13 protein-coding genes are annotated in these 16,442 nt (G+C 40.8%); all 13 read right to left on the bottom strand.

Going from position 1 to position 16,442, the window contains the following annotated elements; translation table 11 throughout:
- Positions 1 to 40: 40 nt before the first annotated feature.
- A complete protein-coding gene (murB, locus tag NSU13_RS07335) occupies positions 41 to 952 on the bottom strand; it encodes a UDP-N-acetylmuramate dehydrogenase (RefSeq protein ID WP_034281685.1) in 912 nt (303 codons plus the stop codon).
- 31 nt (positions 953 to 983) lie between these two features.
- Positions 984 to 2,078 carry an undecaprenyldiphospho-muramoylpentapeptide beta-N-acetylglucosaminyltransferase gene (gene murG / locus NSU13_RS07330; protein ID WP_046310860.1) on the bottom strand — a complete coding sequence of 365 codons (1,095 nt, stop codon included), beginning with the start codon at positions 2,076 to 2,078 and terminating at the stop codon, positions 984 to 986.
- 197 nt (positions 2,079 to 2,275) lie between these two features.
- Complete coding sequence (gene spoVE / locus NSU13_RS07325; protein WP_024424259.1) at positions 2,276 to 3,376, bottom strand: stage V sporulation protein E; 1,101 nt, start codon at positions 3,374 to 3,376, stop codon at positions 2,276 to 2,278.
- Positions 3,377 to 3,435: 59 nt separating this feature from the next.
- Positions 3,436 to 4,791: a UDP-N-acetylmuramoyl-L-alanine--D-glutamate ligase gene (gene murD / locus NSU13_RS07320; protein WP_342489966.1), complete on the bottom strand. Its 1,356-nt coding sequence runs from the start codon at positions 4,789 to 4,791 to the stop codon at positions 3,436 to 3,438.
- A complete protein-coding gene (gene mraY, locus NSU13_RS07315) occupies positions 4,792 to 5,766 on the bottom strand; it encodes a phospho-N-acetylmuramoyl-pentapeptide-transferase (protein ID WP_003211854.1) in 975 nt (324 codons plus the stop codon).
- Between the two features lie 135 nt (positions 5,767 to 5,901).
- The gene (locus NSU13_RS07310) at positions 5,902 to 7,377 is read right to left on the bottom strand and encodes a UDP-N-acetylmuramoyl-L-alanyl-D-glutamate--2,6-diaminopimelate ligase (RefSeq protein WP_342489965.1); all 1,476 of its coding nucleotides are present in this window, start codon (positions 7,375 to 7,377) and stop codon (positions 5,902 to 5,904) included.
- 211 nt (positions 7,378 to 7,588) lie between these two features.
- Positions 7,589 to 9,508, bottom strand: coding sequence for a stage V sporulation protein D (locus NSU13_RS07305; protein WP_024424263.1), 1,920 nt, complete (start codon positions 9,506 to 9,508; stop codon positions 7,589 to 7,591).
- A gap of 128 nt (positions 9,509 to 9,636) precedes the next feature.
- A complete protein-coding gene (locus NSU13_RS07300) occupies positions 9,637 to 11,787 on the bottom strand; it encodes a penicillin-binding protein (protein WP_046312222.1) in 2,151 nt (716 codons plus the stop codon).
- A 7-nt stretch (positions 11,788 to 11,794) separates the two neighbouring features.
- Complete coding sequence (ftsL, locus tag NSU13_RS07295) at positions 11,795 to 12,142, bottom strand: cell division protein FtsL (RefSeq protein WP_024424265.1); 348 nt, start codon at positions 12,140 to 12,142, stop codon at positions 11,795 to 11,797.
- Positions 12,143 to 12,179: 37 nt separating this feature from the next.
- Positions 12,180 to 13,112, bottom strand: a complete 933-nt coding sequence (gene rsmH / locus NSU13_RS07290) for a 16S rRNA (cytosine(1402)-N(4))-methyltransferase RsmH (RefSeq protein ID WP_342489964.1) — start codon at positions 13,110 to 13,112, stop codon at positions 12,180 to 12,182.
- Positions 13,113 to 13,178: 66 nt separating this feature from the next.
- The gene (gene mraZ, locus NSU13_RS07285) at positions 13,179 to 13,610 is read right to left on the bottom strand and encodes a division/cell wall cluster transcriptional repressor MraZ (RefSeq protein WP_003211163.1); all 432 of its coding nucleotides are present in this window, start codon (positions 13,608 to 13,610) and stop codon (positions 13,179 to 13,181) included.
- A 128-nt stretch (positions 13,611 to 13,738) separates the two neighbouring features.
- Positions 13,739 to 15,358 (bottom strand): bacillithiol biosynthesis cysteine-adding enzyme BshC, encoded by a 1,620-nt coding sequence (gene bshC, locus NSU13_RS07280; RefSeq protein ID WP_046310853.1) that lies wholly within the window; start codon positions 15,356 to 15,358, stop codon positions 13,739 to 13,741.
- Positions 15,359 to 15,423: 65 nt separating this feature from the next.
- The gene (locus NSU13_RS07275) at positions 15,424 to 16,323 is read right to left on the bottom strand and encodes a 2-dehydropantoate 2-reductase (protein WP_041117303.1); all 900 of its coding nucleotides are present in this window, start codon (positions 16,321 to 16,323) and stop codon (positions 15,424 to 15,426) included.
- Positions 16,324 to 16,442: the final 119 nt, after the last annotated feature.

Genomic DNA, 16,442 nt, shown 5'->3' with positions numbered 1-16,442 from the left:
GTTTGTTTTCCTGTGATGCCATCATTCATAAATCTTGCTTTTAATTTGCTTCACCGATAATTTCTACTTCTGTATGCATATCTACATTGTAGTCATCTTTAATTTTCTTTTGGATGTACTGAATTAAGTCCAGCACGTCTTGAGCAGTAGCCCCGCCAGCGTTCACAATAAAGTTTCCATGCATGTCAGAGATTCTTGCTCCGCCAATTTGGTACCCTTTTAAATTCGCTTTTTCTACAAGCTGTCCTGCATATTCAGGCAGCGGATTTCGAAAAATACTTCCCGCACATGGTCGATTATAAGGCTGTGTTTCCTTGCGATAGTCTTTATTTTGCTGCATTTTCTTTGTGATTTTCTCGCGATCATCCTGTTTTAACTTAAACACGGCCTCGAGAACAATGCCTGGTCGTTCCTTTTGAAGGACAGACGTTCTGTAGCTAAAGTTCATCTGCTCATTTGTTAGCCACTCGATGCTTCCATCTTCAAATAAGATTCTCGCTTTCACAAGAATTTTACTGATATCAGATCCGTGCGCACCTGCGTTCATATAAACAGCGCCGCCAATAGACCCTGGAATACCAGCTGCAAATTCCAGCCCTGAAAGACCCTGCTTACTAAGAGACGTTGCAAGCCTTACAACAGAATAGCCGCCGCCAACTGTAATTTCTTCACCATTTACAGTTAAGTGATCAAGTCCAGCGCCTAACTTCAGGACGACACCGCGTATTCCTTTATCAAGTACGAGTAAATTTGATCCTCTTCCAATAACCGTCCAGTCCGCGTGGTGTTTTTTTATCTGATCCATGATCGTTTTAACTGCATCAATATCTTTAGGAACGATCAATAGATCTGCCGGCCCGCCTATTTTCATTGTCGTATGATTTGCAAGCGGCTCATTTTCAAGCACTTTACCGACTTGCGCTTCTAATAATTCATTCTTCAAGTTCTCCATATTACCCTCCGCCTTACCTAATATCAATCCATCATGTAGTCGTAATTTCTTTTAATACATTATATAAACGTCCAGCCGCATCTGGTACTCCGAGTTCTTTTGTTAAACGGCTCATTTCGTTTAATTTTTCTTCATGACCAGCAATTTCATCAATGGCATGAAGGAGGCTCTCTCCAGAAAGCTCTGATTCTCTTAAAACGATTGCAGCGTCATGCTTTTCTAGTGATCTTGCATTGATTTCCTGGTGATTTGCCGTCACGTATGGACTTGGAATAAAAATAGTTGGAATTCCAAGGGCTGTCACTTCAGCAATCGTTGTGGCTCCCGCTCTTGCAACAATCACATCAATCGATTTCAAGTACTCCGGCATTTGATGCAAGAAAGGCTTTGTAATCATATTAGGTGCTGCACCTTTTTCCTTTAGTTCGTTCAGCACTTTTTCATAATGAACCTCACCTGTGATATATAAAAGCTGATAGTTCTTAGCCTTTAATTCATCTTGCATGTCAATAACTGCTCTATTAATCGGCGCAGCCCCCCGGCTCCCGCCAAAAATAAGAACCGTTTTTTTCTTTTCATCCAGCCCAAACTCCTTCAGAGATTTCCCCTCTTTTATAGAGACGACTTCAGAGGCTCTAGGGTTTCCCGTAAATACAACCTTTTCAGATGGAAAATGTGCCTTTGCTTCTTCAAAACAGATGGCTACCTTATCAACATACCTTGCTAAAAACTTATTTGTGATACCAGGCAGGCTGTTCTGTTCGTGAATAATGGTCGGAATCTTCAGCTTAGAAGCTGCATAAACAACAGGGCCGCACACATAACCACCTGTTCCAATGACCGCATCTGGCTTAAATTCCTTTAAGTAAGATTTACTTTTTTGAACGCCTTTTAGAAATCTCATCACCGTTTTTACATTATCAAAGGAAAGCTTTCTTTTAAAACCTGAAATTTCTATGGACTTGAAAGGGATATTTTCTCTTTCTACAATTTTCTTTTCAAGTCCATTTTCAGTACCAATATATAAAAATTCTACATCAGGATGCAGTCTTTTCACTTCTTTAATAAAAGCTAAGGCCGGATAAATATGTCCGCCTGTTCCGCCTCCACTGATTACTATACGCATTATACCATTTCCCCTCAATTTTTTTCTGCTCTGAACAAAGTATAAACCCTGTTTTAAACAACAGGGCTCCGTTAAAACCTGTAAAGAAGAGGTAAAAAACATGTTTTCGGATACTAAAGCTGTCTTTTTCACTCTTCAAATCATTTTTTTGTACTTTTGCAAAATAAATGTCATCACGGTTTCATGAACTAGCAGCATTAGTATCTAGCGTACCTGCTTACATTCAAGAGTACGCCAATGGCCATCAGCATTAATGTCAGTGATGAGCCGCCATAACTTAGGAATGGGAGCGTGATACCTGTCACAGGGATAAGTCCAGTAACAACTGCGATATTAATCATCACTTGAATGGCAACCATTGAAATAATGCCAACTGCTAGGAAACTTCCATATAAGTCTGGGGCTCCAAGTGCTATTCGTATGCCTCTCCATAATAGAACACTAAAGAGCAGCAAAATGAGTGATCCTCCTATAAAGCCAAGTTCTTCAGACAATATTGCAAAGATGAAGTCTGTTTGAGGCTCAGGTAAATAAAAGAATTTTTGTCTACTTTGACCGAGACCCATCCCGAACAAACCGCCTGGACCAACAGCGTATAAGGATTGAATAATTTGAAACCCACTGCCTAGTGGATCTTCCCAAGGATTTAAGTACGATGTAATTCGTTTTATGCGGTAGGGCGCTGATAAGACTAGTGCAGCAAATCCGCTGAGCCCTAAAAGACCGAGAAATATAAAGTGAGCAATTCTCGCACCTGAAACAAATATCATAATAATACAGGTTCCAACCATTACCGTCCCTGTTCCCAAATCTGGCTGCAGCATGATGATGGCAAATGCAGAAAACACAATGCCTAATGCTGGTGCGAAACCTTTACGAAAGGATGTGATATTTTTTTGTTTTTCAGATAAGAATTTTGCAAGAAACGCAATCATCGCAAGCTTCATAAATTCAGAGGGCTGAATACTAAACGCACCGACACCGATCCAGCTTCTTGATCCATTTCTCTCCATACCGATACCAGGAATAAGTACAAGCAACAAAAGGAGAAAACAAACAGCAATCAATATCTTTGACCAAGTCCGCCACGTCCAATAATCGACTCGCATAATGAAAAACATCGCGATAACTCCGATTCCGGCAAACAAAAGCTGTCTTTTTGCAAAATAAAACGAATCATCAAATTTATACGATGCCCACACAGCACTAGCGCTGTACACCATAATTAAACCAATCGTCAATAAAAGTAACGTAATGACAACAAGCAAAAAGTCCGGAGAAGTTTTCTTATTCGTCAAGAGACCGACACCCCAAGCATAATTTCATTTGGGCTGTCAGTCATACGAGAGACAAGCCCTTATTTAAGCATATGCACGGCGTTTACAAACATGTCTCCACGTTCTTCAAATGTTTTATGCTGATCCCAGCTTGCACAAGCCGGGGATAATAAAATCACGTCTTCTTCTTCAGAAATGTTAAACGCCGCAGGTACTGCTTGTTCAACATTATCGACATGTTTTACGTGATGTATTCCCAGTTCTTCACCAAGCTTCACAAACTTAGGTGCCGTCTCACCAAATGTAATAATTCCTTTTACATTTTTCATAAAAGGTTTCAATTCATCAAATTCATTGCCCCGGTCAAGTCCGCCGGCTAATAAAATAGTCGGCTGCTCAAAAGCTGACAATGCTTTACTTGTTGCCAGTATATTGGTGGCTTTACTATCGTTATAGAATTTTCTGCTTTGAATTGTATCTACAAACTGCAGACGGTGCTTCACTCCACTAAATGTCGTGAGAACGTGTGCGATTGCTTCATTTGAACAGCCTGCATTTTTCACGACACAAATAGCTGCCAAAATATTTTCTTGGTTATGCTCACCAGGAAGAACAACATCCTTTAAATCGATGATATGTTCATTCATGTAGTAGATCGCACCATTTTTAATATACGCACCATGTTCTACTCGCTCTTTCACGGAGAAAAACACTTTTTTTGCTTTTGAAGCTTCAGCCAGTTTTACGACTGATGGATCATCGAGGTTAATGACTGCTATGTCATCATCCAGTTGATGTGCGTAAACTTTCTGCTTTGCTTTTTCATATTCATCACGAGTGTGGTGATAGTCTAAATGTGCATCAAAAATATTTAATATTAAGCTGATTTTAGGTCTGAATTCAACTGTTCCCATTAACTGAAAAGAAGAGAGTTCAGTTACGATCCACTCATCACCAGCTGCCTTTGCAGCGACTTCGCTGGCAACTGTGCCAATATTACCTGCCACTAAAGTTTTTTGACGGTCTTGTTTCAACATTTCATAAATCAAAGTCGTGGTAGTGGTTTTTCCATTTGATCCAGTAATCCCAATAAAAGGAGCTGAGGTTAAATGATAAGCTAATTCTATTTCCGTCCAAACTGGAATTTGGCGGCGAAGCGCCTCTTGAACCATCACATTTTCATATGGAATTCCTGGATTTTTAATTAAAATCGTAATTTTTTTATCATCGAACATACGAAGAGGATGGCTGCCGCAAATGACATCAATCCCCTTTTCAGAAAGAAGCTGAGCAGGTTCATTTTCTTCAAACGGCTTTTGGTCATTTACTATGACATTTACTCCATGCTCATGAAGAATTGAAGCTGCCGCATATCCGCTTTTTGCAAGACCTAATACTAGTACATTTTCGTTTTTTAACATTTGCATCTTATTCAATTATAACCACACCTCGATGTAAATTCCTAAAACAGCAAGTAATAAACCAGCTGTCCAGAAGGTGACAACTACTCTCCACTCAGACCAGCCAACTAACTCATAGTGGTGGTGAAGCGGACTCATCTTAAAGATTCTTTTTCCAGTTGTTTTAAAGGAGATCACTTGAAGAATAACAGATAACGTTTCGACAACAAATACTCCTCCAATAATGACAAGCAAAATTTCAAGCTTTGTTAAAATGGCAATCGCTACAATCGCTCCGCCTAAAGCAAGCGACCCTGTATCACCCATAAATACTTTTGCAGGATGCGCGTTAAACACAAGAAACCCTAGAACGGCTCCAGCAACAGCTACTGAAAAGATTGCTACATCGTACTGTGATTGATTCCAAGCCAGTATAGCAAAGGCTCCGAAGGCAATTGCAGCAGTTCCAGATAATAGACCATCCAGTCCATCCGTTAAGTTCACGGCATTAGAACCTCCGACAAGCATGAAAACGACAAGGATAAAGTAAGCCCATCCTAAATCAAAGCTGACATCTGTTCCTGGAATGCGAATCGTCGTTGCAAACTGATAATAATGGAAGACTGCATAAAAAATCACTGCGATCACAATTTGACCGATTAATTTCTGTTTCGATGTTAAACCTAGGTTTCGTTTCATCGCTACTTTAATATAATCATCTAAAAATCCTAATAGACCGTAGCCAAGCGTGACAAATAACAATAAAAACATTTCTGGACTAATCTCAGAAAATTTGTTGATCATCACAATCGTTGTAATTGTAATAGAAAAGATAATCATAATTCCGCCCATTGTCGGAGTACCTGATTTCTTTTGGTGAGACTGTGGTCCTTCTTCTCTAATACTTTGACCAAATTTAAGCCTTCTTAAAAACGGAATAAAAATCGGGGATAAAAGAACACTGATTAAAAATCCCATTATGATTGTAAACAATATCACCTGTTCAAGCATCGTTCTTTACTCCTTCCGAATTTCCAAAGCCGTTTTCCATCAGAAAATTACATTCATTATTAAGGTATTCATTCAAGTTCTTCGTATGTTGTTTTTGTACAAAATGCTTCATTTCATTACACTCTTTTCATCATTTTAAGATTTGTTTAGATCTAAAATAGCGTCCATAGCAACCTTTGCATCATCAAAATCGTAAACTTGATCGCCGACGATTTGATATGTCTCATGACCTTTACCCGCTATTAAGACTGTATCGCCTTTTTTCGCATTGGCAATTGCAAAAAAGATGGCTTGTTTGCGATTCACAAAACTATGATAATATGCGTCTGGCACCCCATTTTCCATATCCTTTAAAATAGCTGAAGGATCTTCGCTTCTTGGGTTGTCTGATGTAAATACAGGTTCATCTGCATACTTCACAGCGATTTGGGCCATTTGAGGACGCTTTGTTTTATCACGGTCACCGCCGCAGCCTATCACACAGAAAATTTTGCCATCTGTTAATTCTCTACACGTTGTCAGGACATTTTCTAAGCTGTCAGGTGTATGGGCGTAATCGACAATAACAGGAAAATCTTGATCACAGTTCACAAGTTCAAATCGGCCTTTGACTCCCTCCAGCTCTTCAATAGCACTTACAATCGTTTCAAATGTTAAGCCAGATACGATCCCTACTGATACAGCTGCTAGGATGTTGTACACATTAAACTTACCGATGAGGGCAACTGTCACACTTTTTGTGCCAATTGGAGTGATCAAATCAAATTGAGTTCCCTTCGGTTTGATTTGAATATTCTTTGCCATCACATCTGCTTTTTGCTCTAAGCCATATGTCATGACTTCAGCAGCTGTAACTTTTTCATAATAACTCGAAGCGTCATCATCTGCATTTAAAATCGCATGCTTTGGCTTATCGTGATGAAAGGCACTGCCAAGCTGTGAAAATAGCAAGCTTTTCGCATGTTTATATTCTTCCATTGTGTTGTGGTAATCAAGATGGTCCTGCGAAAGGTTTGTGAAAACGGCAATATCATAATCACATCCATGTACCCTGCCAAGATGCAGCGCATGTGATGATACTTCCATAATGGCTGTGTCTACATCTTGGTCAAGCATCTGTTTAAAGGTTTTCTGAAGTGTGACACTTTCAGGTGTAGTGTTTTTCACATCGAGAATGTCATCATTCACCTTCATATACATTGTACCGATTAAGCCTGTTTTCTTTTCAGCTTTTCTCATCATTTGTTCAATCATGTGTGTTGTCGAAGTTTTTCCGTTTGTTCCTGTGATCCCGATGAGATTCAGCTTATGAGTTGGCTGCTCGTAAAACGCATCAGCTATTCTTGCAAGAGCTCTTTGAGAGTGTTTTACAATAATGACTGGTACATCTGATATGTTAAGAGGGTGTTCTGCTACAATCGCTGCAGCCCCGCTTTTCACCGCTTTTTCAGCATAATCGTGTCCATCTACTGTATAGCCTTTTATACAGACAAAAAGGCTTCCTTTTTTCACCTCTCTTGAATCCATTTCAATGGAAGTGATATCAGGATTTTCGTTTATTAATTCGTTATTTTCACTTTTAAAGTATGTAAGGAGTTCTTGTAATTTCATTTCATATCAAACCTCTCAAATTCGTTCACGTGCATGTCTTGTGAAAAAAACACACAGTCTATATTTTATCGTAAAAAAAAGGATACATCCAGCGTATTCCTTAAGTTTCTCTTGGAAAAAACACACTTTAGGCTCTTTTTTTCAAACAGACCTTCTCTTTCAACAAAAAGAGGCAGCCGAATGAGTGCGGCTACCCTCTGTTCATTCTTTATTATTCATCGTTTAAGTATAATCTGATGGTGGAGCCTTCCTTGACCTTTGTCCCGGCAGCAGGTGATTGCTTCACCACTTTACTGCCCGTTCCAGAAGCATCGATCTTAAGGTTAATCAGTAAGGATTCAAGGTCTGAAACAGATCCCCCTACAAGATTCGGTACTTCAATGGTTTTTGTGTCCAGCCACTGGTACTTCTTTTCAATTTGTCCTTTTCTTTTTTTCACACCCATCTCAGGGAGGCTGTCCCGCATAATATGACCCACAATTGGTGCAGCAACTGTCCCGCCAAATTGAATAGTGCCTTTCGGGTTATCTACAGCCACATATACAACGATACTTGGATCATCAGCAGGCGCAAACCCGATAAACGACACAATGTGGTTATTTTCCATGTACTTGCCGTCTTTTACTTTCTGTGCTGTCCCTGTTTTTCCGCCAACTCGATATCCTTCAACAAATGCATTTCGGCCAGTTCCTTGAGCGACTACACTTTCAAGCGCATATCTGATTTCTTTGGATGTTTCTGCTGAAATCACTTTCTTTTTGGCAATTGGTGATTGCTTTTTCACTACCTCTTTTGTGATTGGATCTATCCATTCTTTTGCAATGTACGGCGTGTAAAGTGTTCCGCCATTTACCGCAGCTGCTACGGCAGCTACTTGCTGTATCGGCGTAACAGATACACCTTGACCAAAGGCAGTTGTCGCCTGCTCTACAGGGCCAACCCGGTCCAGCGGGAACAAAATGCCTCGCCCTTCCCCCTGAAGATCGATTCCTGTTTTTTGGCCAAATCCGAAATTTTTAATATAGGAAAATAATTTATCCTTTCCTAGACGGTCGCCTAGTTCAACAAAACCGGGGTTACAGGAGTTTTGAACCACTTCTAAAAATGACTGTGATCCGTGGCCGCCTTTTTTCCAGCACCTAAGTCTTGCACCATCAACTGTCACAGAACCGCTGTCAAAAAAATGATCGCGTTTTAAATTGACTTTTTTCTCTTCTAGTGCTGCTGCAAGCGTAATAATTTTAAACGTCGAACCTGGCTCATATGTGCTCCACACCGGTAGATTTCGGTTAAACACTTTCGAGTCAACTGATTGATAATCCGCTGGATCAAAATCCGGTCTGCTCGACATCCCAAGCACTTCACCGTTCTTCGGGTTCATCGCAATTGCAATCATCCCATCTGGGTTATATTTTGCCTGCGCATTGTCTAATTCCCGTTCTATAATGGTTTGCACCTTCGCATCGACAGTTAACTTCATATCAAGACCATCTTTAGGCGGTGTATAATCATCTGCTTCATCTGGCATTTTCTGCCCTTTTGCATCGGAATAGAACTTCACAGAGCCTTTTTCACCTTTTAGGTCATCATCATAATAGGCTTCCAGTCCAAGTAACCCTTGATTATCAATTCCAGCGAAGCCCAGCACATGAGAAAGAAAACTGCCAAACGGATAGTGTCTGATGCTGTCTTCTGCAACATAAACACCATCTAAATCAAGCTCTCTGACTTCTTTTGCTTTTTCATGAGATACTTTTCTTCCTTCTGGAGAAATTCGTTCGATGGATGTCTTCTTTGTGACGTGCTTGTACGCTTTTTCTTCAGACATATTCAGTACTGCCGCCAGTTTCTTGCTTGTTTCTGCCGGATCTTTAATTTGCCGCGGGACGACCAATATAGATGGGGCACTTTTGTTCGTCGCAAGCTCTACCCCATTTCGGTCCAAAATATCTCCCCTTTCTGGTTCGAACGGGAGGTTCCGGCTCCATGAATCTTTTGCTAAGCTTGTGAGCTTCTCGCCCATAATAAACTGTACATATCCTAATCTAGTATCTATGATGAAAAAAATGATCACCCCAAACAGCAGCACGAAAAGCAATCGTTTTCTCACTGTTACACTTGATACTCGCACGCCTGGTTCACTCCTTACATACATATGGCTTGTTTCCATCATATGCAGGCCCGTCCTTATGTAGAACGTCTCGTCTATCCCGCTCGGCAAAAGAAAAAACCTAGCAAGTGGTTTGCTAGGTTTTGCAGTTAATTCGGACTTTTAAATGTCACAGTGACGACTTTATCTGAAATCTCCGATCCTCTTTTCACACTTTGTTTGACAGCATATCCTTGTCCCTTTGTTTCGATATGCACACCGGAAATGGATGCATATTGAAGGACTTCCCGTCTCGACCAGCCTGTCATATCAGGCATTTTTATCGTTTTTCCTGCTGTTTTCAAGAAAACTTTCTGGCTTTCAGAGAATTCAGAGCCTGCACTTGGCCACTGTCGTTTAATGGAGAGGCCGTCGCCGATGACAACAGGCGTTAAGTTTTTGTTTTTGGCTTCTGTTTCCGCCTGCTTCACTTCTAAATCTAAGAATGAAGGCATTGTTTCTTGCTTCACTTTTTGTTCGCCTGATTTTTTATCGTCTGTTTTTGTTGGTGCAATATTTAAATATAGCAGACTATTTTTCATCACTGGGTTAAAGATTTGTGCAACTGGGGCAGAGCCAGTTTCTGTGTCAGACAGCTGCGGCTGCTGTACAGCTACATACACGAGCAGCTTCGGATCATCTTTTGGCGCCATTCCCATAAATGAAAAGACGTAATCGTTTCTTCCTTTGAGATAACCGCCGGCACCGCCAATTTGTCCTGTTCCTGTTTTCCCAGCAACGTCAAATCCTTTGATTTGGTAAGGCTGGCCAGTTCCAATCTTCGAGGAAACCACCTCACCTAAAATGTCACGGACTTGCTTTGCTGTATCAGAGGAAATTGGCTTTCCAGCTACTGTTGGTTCGTGCTGTAAAATTGTTTTGTTTGTGTTCGGGTCTGTAATATGATCAATGACATATGGCTTCATCATCGTTCCGCCGTTTGCTATCGCTGTCGCTGCTTCTATTTGTTGAATCGGTGTAATGGCAGACGCTTGACCGTAAGCCGTCGATGCTTTGTCATATTCGTATCTGTAATTGATTTTACTAGACGCTTCGTTCGGCAAGTCAATACCTGTTTTGTCATAGAAATGGAACTTCTGCAAATATTGTTCGTAGCGCGTGAAGCCTAGTTTTTCTTTTGCCAGCTTTGCAAAAGCTACGTTAGACGAACGGAGAACACCTTCATGAAAGTCAATTTTTCCCCAGCCATTTCCATTGTTGTGGTCTCTTACAAGGCCTCCTCCTACTTTATAAGTACCAGATTGATATTTATCATTGCCTTGGTAGACCCCTTCTTGGATTGCTGCAGCAAGTGTGAAGATTTTCATCGTTGAACCTGGTTCAAACGCATATGAAATGACATCATTGTTATAATTCGTAATGTCTAATTCATTTAAATTAAAGCTTGGCCGCTGTCCCATCGCGAGCACCTTTCCCGTTTTTGGGTCAACGACTGTGGCAATGATTTTCTTTGGTTTATATTTTTTGGCAACCTGCGTCATACTTTCTTCAAGGAACGCCTGGATTTTTTGATCGATGGTCAGCGTGACATTTTTCCCATCCTTCGGAGCGACAATGTCTTCTTTACTATTTGGAAGAGCCCATCCGCTTCTGTCACTGTTATATGTCACATAGCCGTCTTTTTCTTTTAAAAATTTGTTCAGCGCCTTCTCAAGTCCCATCGCGCCTGACATGTCCTTCGTTGCCTCATCTAATCTTGCATAACCGATCAGGTTCGACGCAAACATGCCGTTTGGATAATATCGCTTCGTGTCTTTTTCAAATGCGATCCCTGGAAGCTTTAGCTTTTCAATTTTTTCCTTTGTTGAAAAACTGATGTCTTTCCCAGCTTTACCAAACTCCACTTGGAACGCACCTTTAGTATTCAGACGCTTTAAAATTTCGCTTTCACTCATATCAATGACTTTTGACAGCTCTTTTGCTGTCTTTTCTTTGTCGACGACATGCATCGGGTGCTTTGGGTCGACTGTCATTTTCTTGCTCATGACCGCAATGAGCTTATAAACAGACGTATCTTCTGCAATCACATTCCCATTTCGGTCTAAAATAGACCCTCTTTTGGCTTCAAGTGTTTTCTTCGATTGATATTGTTCATTTGCCTTTGCGGCTAATACTTGGCCATCGACCGTTCCTGTAATCTGAATATAGATAAAACGTGCAAGGATGATAAAGAAAAACAGGGCGAAGCAAATACTCGCAATTGCCGCGCCTCTGTTCATCATTTTATTCTTTTTAGGCATCGCCATCTTAATCGACCTTCTTAACATCTTTCGAAATGCTTAAGCCTGCTTTTTTCGCAGTATCAATGACTCTCTCCGGTTCACTCAGCAAGTCTTTTTCTTTTTGAAGCTCAGTGATCTTCTTCGATTCTAAAGATACTTGCTGTTCTAATTTCTGGACTTCAATATTAGCGTGATAGACAGCAAAGGCTTTAGAAATGATGAGAATGGAGCTGCACATAAGAGCCATGACAAACATGACAAGTAAGATTTTTTCACCAAGTGTGATAGAACCTCTTCTTTTAATAACAACCGATTGGCCTTGCTGCTCTGTTTGATATTGTTTTACTTCTCTTTGGTAAGCCAAATTACTCATAAGAAACCTCCTTTTTATCATCATCTATGGTGTCGTTTTACTTTTTTTCTGCAATTCGGAGCTTCGCTGAACGGGCACGGTTGTTATGTTCCAGCTCTTGTTCTGATGCAACGATTGGTTTTCTCGTGATCAGCTTCAGCTTTGGTTCAAGTCCTTCTGGAATCACTGGTAGTCCGTGCGGAAGTTCTGGAAGAGAAGACATTTCTTTAAATGTACTTTTACAAATCCGGTCTTCAAGTGAATGGAATGTAATGACAGAAATTCTCCCCTTCGGATTGAGTAACTCTATTGCTTGTTCTAGTGCTTCTTCAAAAACTTTCAATTCATCATTTACGGCAATTCGGATCGCTTGAAACACTCTTTTTGCTGGATGTCCGCCAGTTCGTCTTGCAGGTGCGGGAATTCCTTCTTTGATAATGTCGACAAGCTCACCTGTAGTTTCAATTGGTGCTTTTTTTCTAGCTTCTTCAATTTTGCGTGCGATTTGCTTGCTGAATTTTTCTTCCCCATATTTGTAGAAAATCCGAACTAGACCTTCAAATGGCCATTCATTCACCACTTGTTTTGCCGACAATGCGGCTGTTTGATCCATTCGCATGTCAAGAGGTGCATCATGGTGATAACTAAAGCCTCTCTCTGGTGTGTCGAGCTGAGGAGATGAAACCCCAAGGTCAAAAATCACACCGTCTACGCTTGTAATGCCTTGTTCATTCAGACGTTCTTTTAAATATCGGAAGTTGCTCTTTATGAAAAGAATGTTCGCTTTAGAATCCGCGAGCTTCTCTCGTGCATGATCCAGTGCAGCATCGTCTTGGTCAAATCCAATCAATGTACCTTTTTCTGATAGTTGAGATAGTAGATATGAGCTGTGACCTGCTCCGCCCAGCGTGCAGTCTACATATGTACCGTCTTCTTTGACGTTTAAACCGTCAACTGTTTCTTTTAATAATACTGTCTCATGTTGGAACATGATGTTATGGTCCCACCTTTTTCAAATAGAAATGAATGTGTAGAAAGCTTGCTGCACAAGGGATTATTATATATCAAATCCAATCATGTTTTCAGCAATTTCAGCAAAAGAATCTTCTTGCTCTTCTGTATATTGTTCCCAGATCGACTTACTCCACAACTCAATTCGATTTGAAACGCCGATGACCACACATTCTTTTTCGAGTTTTGCATATTGGAGTAGGTTTGATGCGATGTTAATACGCCCCTGCTTGTCCAGATCGCATTCAACTGCGCCAGAGAAGAAGAACCGGGTAAACGCACGTGCATCTTTTTTCGTTAGCGGCAGTGCTTTGAGTTTCTCTTCGATTAGTTTCCACTCACTCATAGGGTAGCCAAATAAACATTGATCAAGCCCTCTCGTCAGCACAAACTGTTCTCCGAGACCGTCTCTAAATTTAGCAGGGATGATCATGCGCCCTTTTGTATCAATCGTATGTTGGTATTCACCCATGAACATGATAATCAGAGCCCCACTTTCTCACCCTTACTCTCCACTATCCACCACTTCTCTCCACAAAACTTATTTTACACTGTTTCTACATAAAAAAAAACCCTGAACTAGTCAGGGTTCATTAAAACTTTATTTCAAAGTTTGACAATTTGCTGCTTGTTTTGAAATGAAAATGGCAGATTTTTGAACGTTTTGAAGAATTCTGGACCATATTTGTTTAAAAAGTACATGATATTCCAAATTCTTTCTTGCGGGGCATCTAATGGTTTTAAGCTGTTTTCAATCCGTTCAAAATCTCGAAGGATATATCCTTCCTTCTCTTCCACACGCTGCGCCACCTTTTGATAAACAAATTGAAGCTGGTCTTCGATAAATTTGGCATTTTTATCCAGCAGCTGTTCGAAGTTTGGTTCAACCTCCAGTGCTTCTTGCCTCAATACGCCATGAACATTCGCTAATTCACGTTTCGCCTGATCAACGGCTTGAACAAAGCTGTCTGGAAGGCTTTGCTCAAAGTGAGCCTCTTTCTTTTCTTTTACTCCGTTTGTGAGCACTTCTTCTAGAGAAAGTTCTCTGACCGGCAGCTTCTTATCGATGTGCCTTTCAAGAATGGTCACGTGCAGTCTTGGAAGAACGGGTGCCATCTTTAATTCAAAATGCTCAAAAATTCCTTTCAGTTCTCCCCAATAGTTGACTTCACCGTGTCCTGCCATAAAAGCAAGTGTTGGGAGAAGGGTTTCCTGCATTAAGGGACGCGTCACCACATTGTTGCTGAACCGTTCTGGGTGCTCCTCAATTTCCTGCAAAAGCTCTTCTTTTGTCCACGTAAGCCCCACTTCTGATATAGAAAACTGGCCGTTTTCTTTTTCAATAAGGAAACGCTCTTCATCATATTCGTAAAACAGGTTCGCCTGATTGTCACCAGCTTCTATGATCGGCTGATATCCCGCTCGTTTCATGGCAGCCTGCGTTTCATTCAAACGAGCTGTGACCGCATCATTTGTCTCAACAATATGCTTGAATAACGTACGCTCAAGTGGTTTGACGCCTAAGTCTCCTGAATTAAATAGAAGCAGTCCATCTTCTTCAAAAAGGTCGCATACAATCCATTCAAAGAAATCCGTAAATGTTTGTGATTTGCGTAAACATCGAAGAAGCTGATCAAGCAAGTCATTTGTATACGCAGATTCTTCATATGTTGAAAACACATCGCGGAGCCATTTCTCTGTTTTTTCTTGATGCAGAGGTGTTCTTTTGGCAGCAGTTTTTTTGACGTTATGTAATGGCAGCTTTTGCTTGACTGGACCTTTTTCGCCAGATGTGTAGACAAAATTAATTTCATCTACGTCATGATCCTCACCTGCTACCCAAAAGACTGGAATCACAGGAACGCCAAGCACTGATTCTTTTTCTTTTGCGAACTGAATAATGGATATGATTTTATGTATGGTATAAAGCGGTCCTGCCAGTAGGCCTGCCTGCTGTCCTCCAACCACCATGACACTCCGTTCATCACGGATCTTTTCAATGTTCTGACGCATCGCTGCCGATTCAAACTTTGCGTGGTATGCGCTCATATAATCCGCTAAAGCCTCGCGCGGGAAGCTCATTTCCATGAGATCGTCGTATCTTTTTTTCCATGTGTGCTCAGAATGTATATCATAATCAAAAAAAGCAGTCATCTCTTTTTTTTCTTCTATATAATCACGTATGAATAAATTCTGACTTCGGATGGAAAGTTCAGTCAATTGCATGTTTAGAACTTCCTTTCTTCAATAAATAGTTAGTTTCCCGAAAAAAGTATAGCATGTAAATGAGCTCACTCAAAAGATTTTGTTTGCTTTTTTTCCAATACTTCCAAGCTTCGATTGAAGAAAGTAAGATGTGGCGCCAGAATTTCTTGAGCTTGAGCCTTTTTTAAAAGATAGCCAACGATGGCTTTTCTTTCGGTTTCACGGCCTTTGACGATATCTTGAAGCATTGACGATTGATTGGCGGCCGTTTTCTTACAAATCGAAACGACGTGTGACCAGAGCCGCTCTTTTTCAGCCAGACCTAGAATGGACAATGCTTCTTCAAATGCACATTTCATCATGTATTCATATGCAGGAGTTGCGATCAATTCTCCATTTTTCACATGCAATAAAGCCGTGAGCGGGTTAATACAGACATTGACCAGCAGTTTTTCCTCCAGCACTTTTTTCCATTCATCCGTATAAATCATCTGAAATTGGGCCGGCGTTTCATTCAAAGCATTTCTCACAGCAGCTGCATCCTCAGGATGAAAAGCCCCCCACTTGATGACACCAATCCCTGTATGGTTTACTGCATGATCTGATACCTTCATCGCCCCGTGCTCTACGACACCTATATATATTGAATGCGGCGTTTCCCAGTTTTCTAAATCTAATAAGTGGGCCATGCCATTTTGTAAAAATAAGATTCGTTGACGAGGTAATGTGGATAGTTCATCGAGCACCTCTTGCAGCTGGTGATATTTCACCGTCACAATCAGCAGATCAAATACTCCTGTAATCCCTGCCCTTGCCTCCGCAGACGCCAGGAATGTGTCTCCTTTTACCGTTCGCTTAATACCTGATGTTCGAATCTCCTCTGCTTGTTCTTTTCTTCTTGTCAAAACAGTGATGTCATGATGCTGTGATAAATAACTGGCACAAAGCAGACCAATCGCACCGCCGCCAATGATTCCTATGTTCAACTGCCGCACTTCCCTTTTTCTGTTTACTTCATCATATTCACCATTTTAACAGTTTCAAGCCGCGATGCAAAAAGCAGATGGCGCGCCGCGATTGAATTTTTTTAATTTAAAAACTATAA

It is taken from the genome of Bacillus sp. FSL M8-0049, assembly GCF_038593355.1.
GTDB classification, from domain to species: domain Bacteria; phylum Bacillota; class Bacilli; order Bacillales; family Bacillaceae; genus Bacillus; species Bacillus safensis.
The sequence above is the reverse complement of the archived record's forward strand: the minus strand, read 5'-3'. Positions and strand labels throughout refer to the sequence as shown.

Bases quoted from the DNA above. Each gene is read 5' to 3' on its own strand.
- murB (WP_034281685.1), bottom strand. From the start codon at position 952: ATGGAGAACTTGAAGAATGAATTATTAGAAGCGCAAGTCGGTAAAGTG.
- murG (WP_046310860.1), bottom strand. From the start codon at position 2,078: ATGCGTATAGTAATCAGTGGAGGCGGAACAGGCGGACATATTTATCCG.
- mraY (WP_003211854.1), bottom strand. From the start codon at position 5,766: ATGCTTGAACAGGTGATATTGTTTACAATCATAATGGGATTTTTAATC.
- NSU13_RS07310 (WP_342489965.1), bottom strand. From the start codon at position 7,377: ATGAAATTACAAGAACTCCTTACATACTTTAAAAGTGAAAATAACGAA.
- NSU13_RS07300 (WP_046312222.1), bottom strand. From the start codon at position 11,787: ATGCCTAAAAAGAATAAAATGATGAACAGAGGCGCGGCAATTGCGAGT.
- ftsL (WP_024424265.1), bottom strand. From the start codon at position 12,142: ATGAGTAATTTGGCTTACCAAAGAGAAGTAAAACAATATCAAACAGAG.
- rsmH (WP_342489964.1), bottom strand. From the start codon at position 13,112: ATGTTCCAACATGAGACAGTATTATTAAAAGAAACAGTTGACGGTTTA.
- mraZ (WP_003211163.1), bottom strand. From the start codon at position 13,610: ATGTTCATGGGTGAATACCAACATACGATTGATACAAAAGGGCGCATG.
- bshC (WP_046310853.1), bottom strand. From the start codon at position 15,358: ATGCAATTGACTGAACTTTCCATCCGAAGTCAGAATTTATTCATACGT.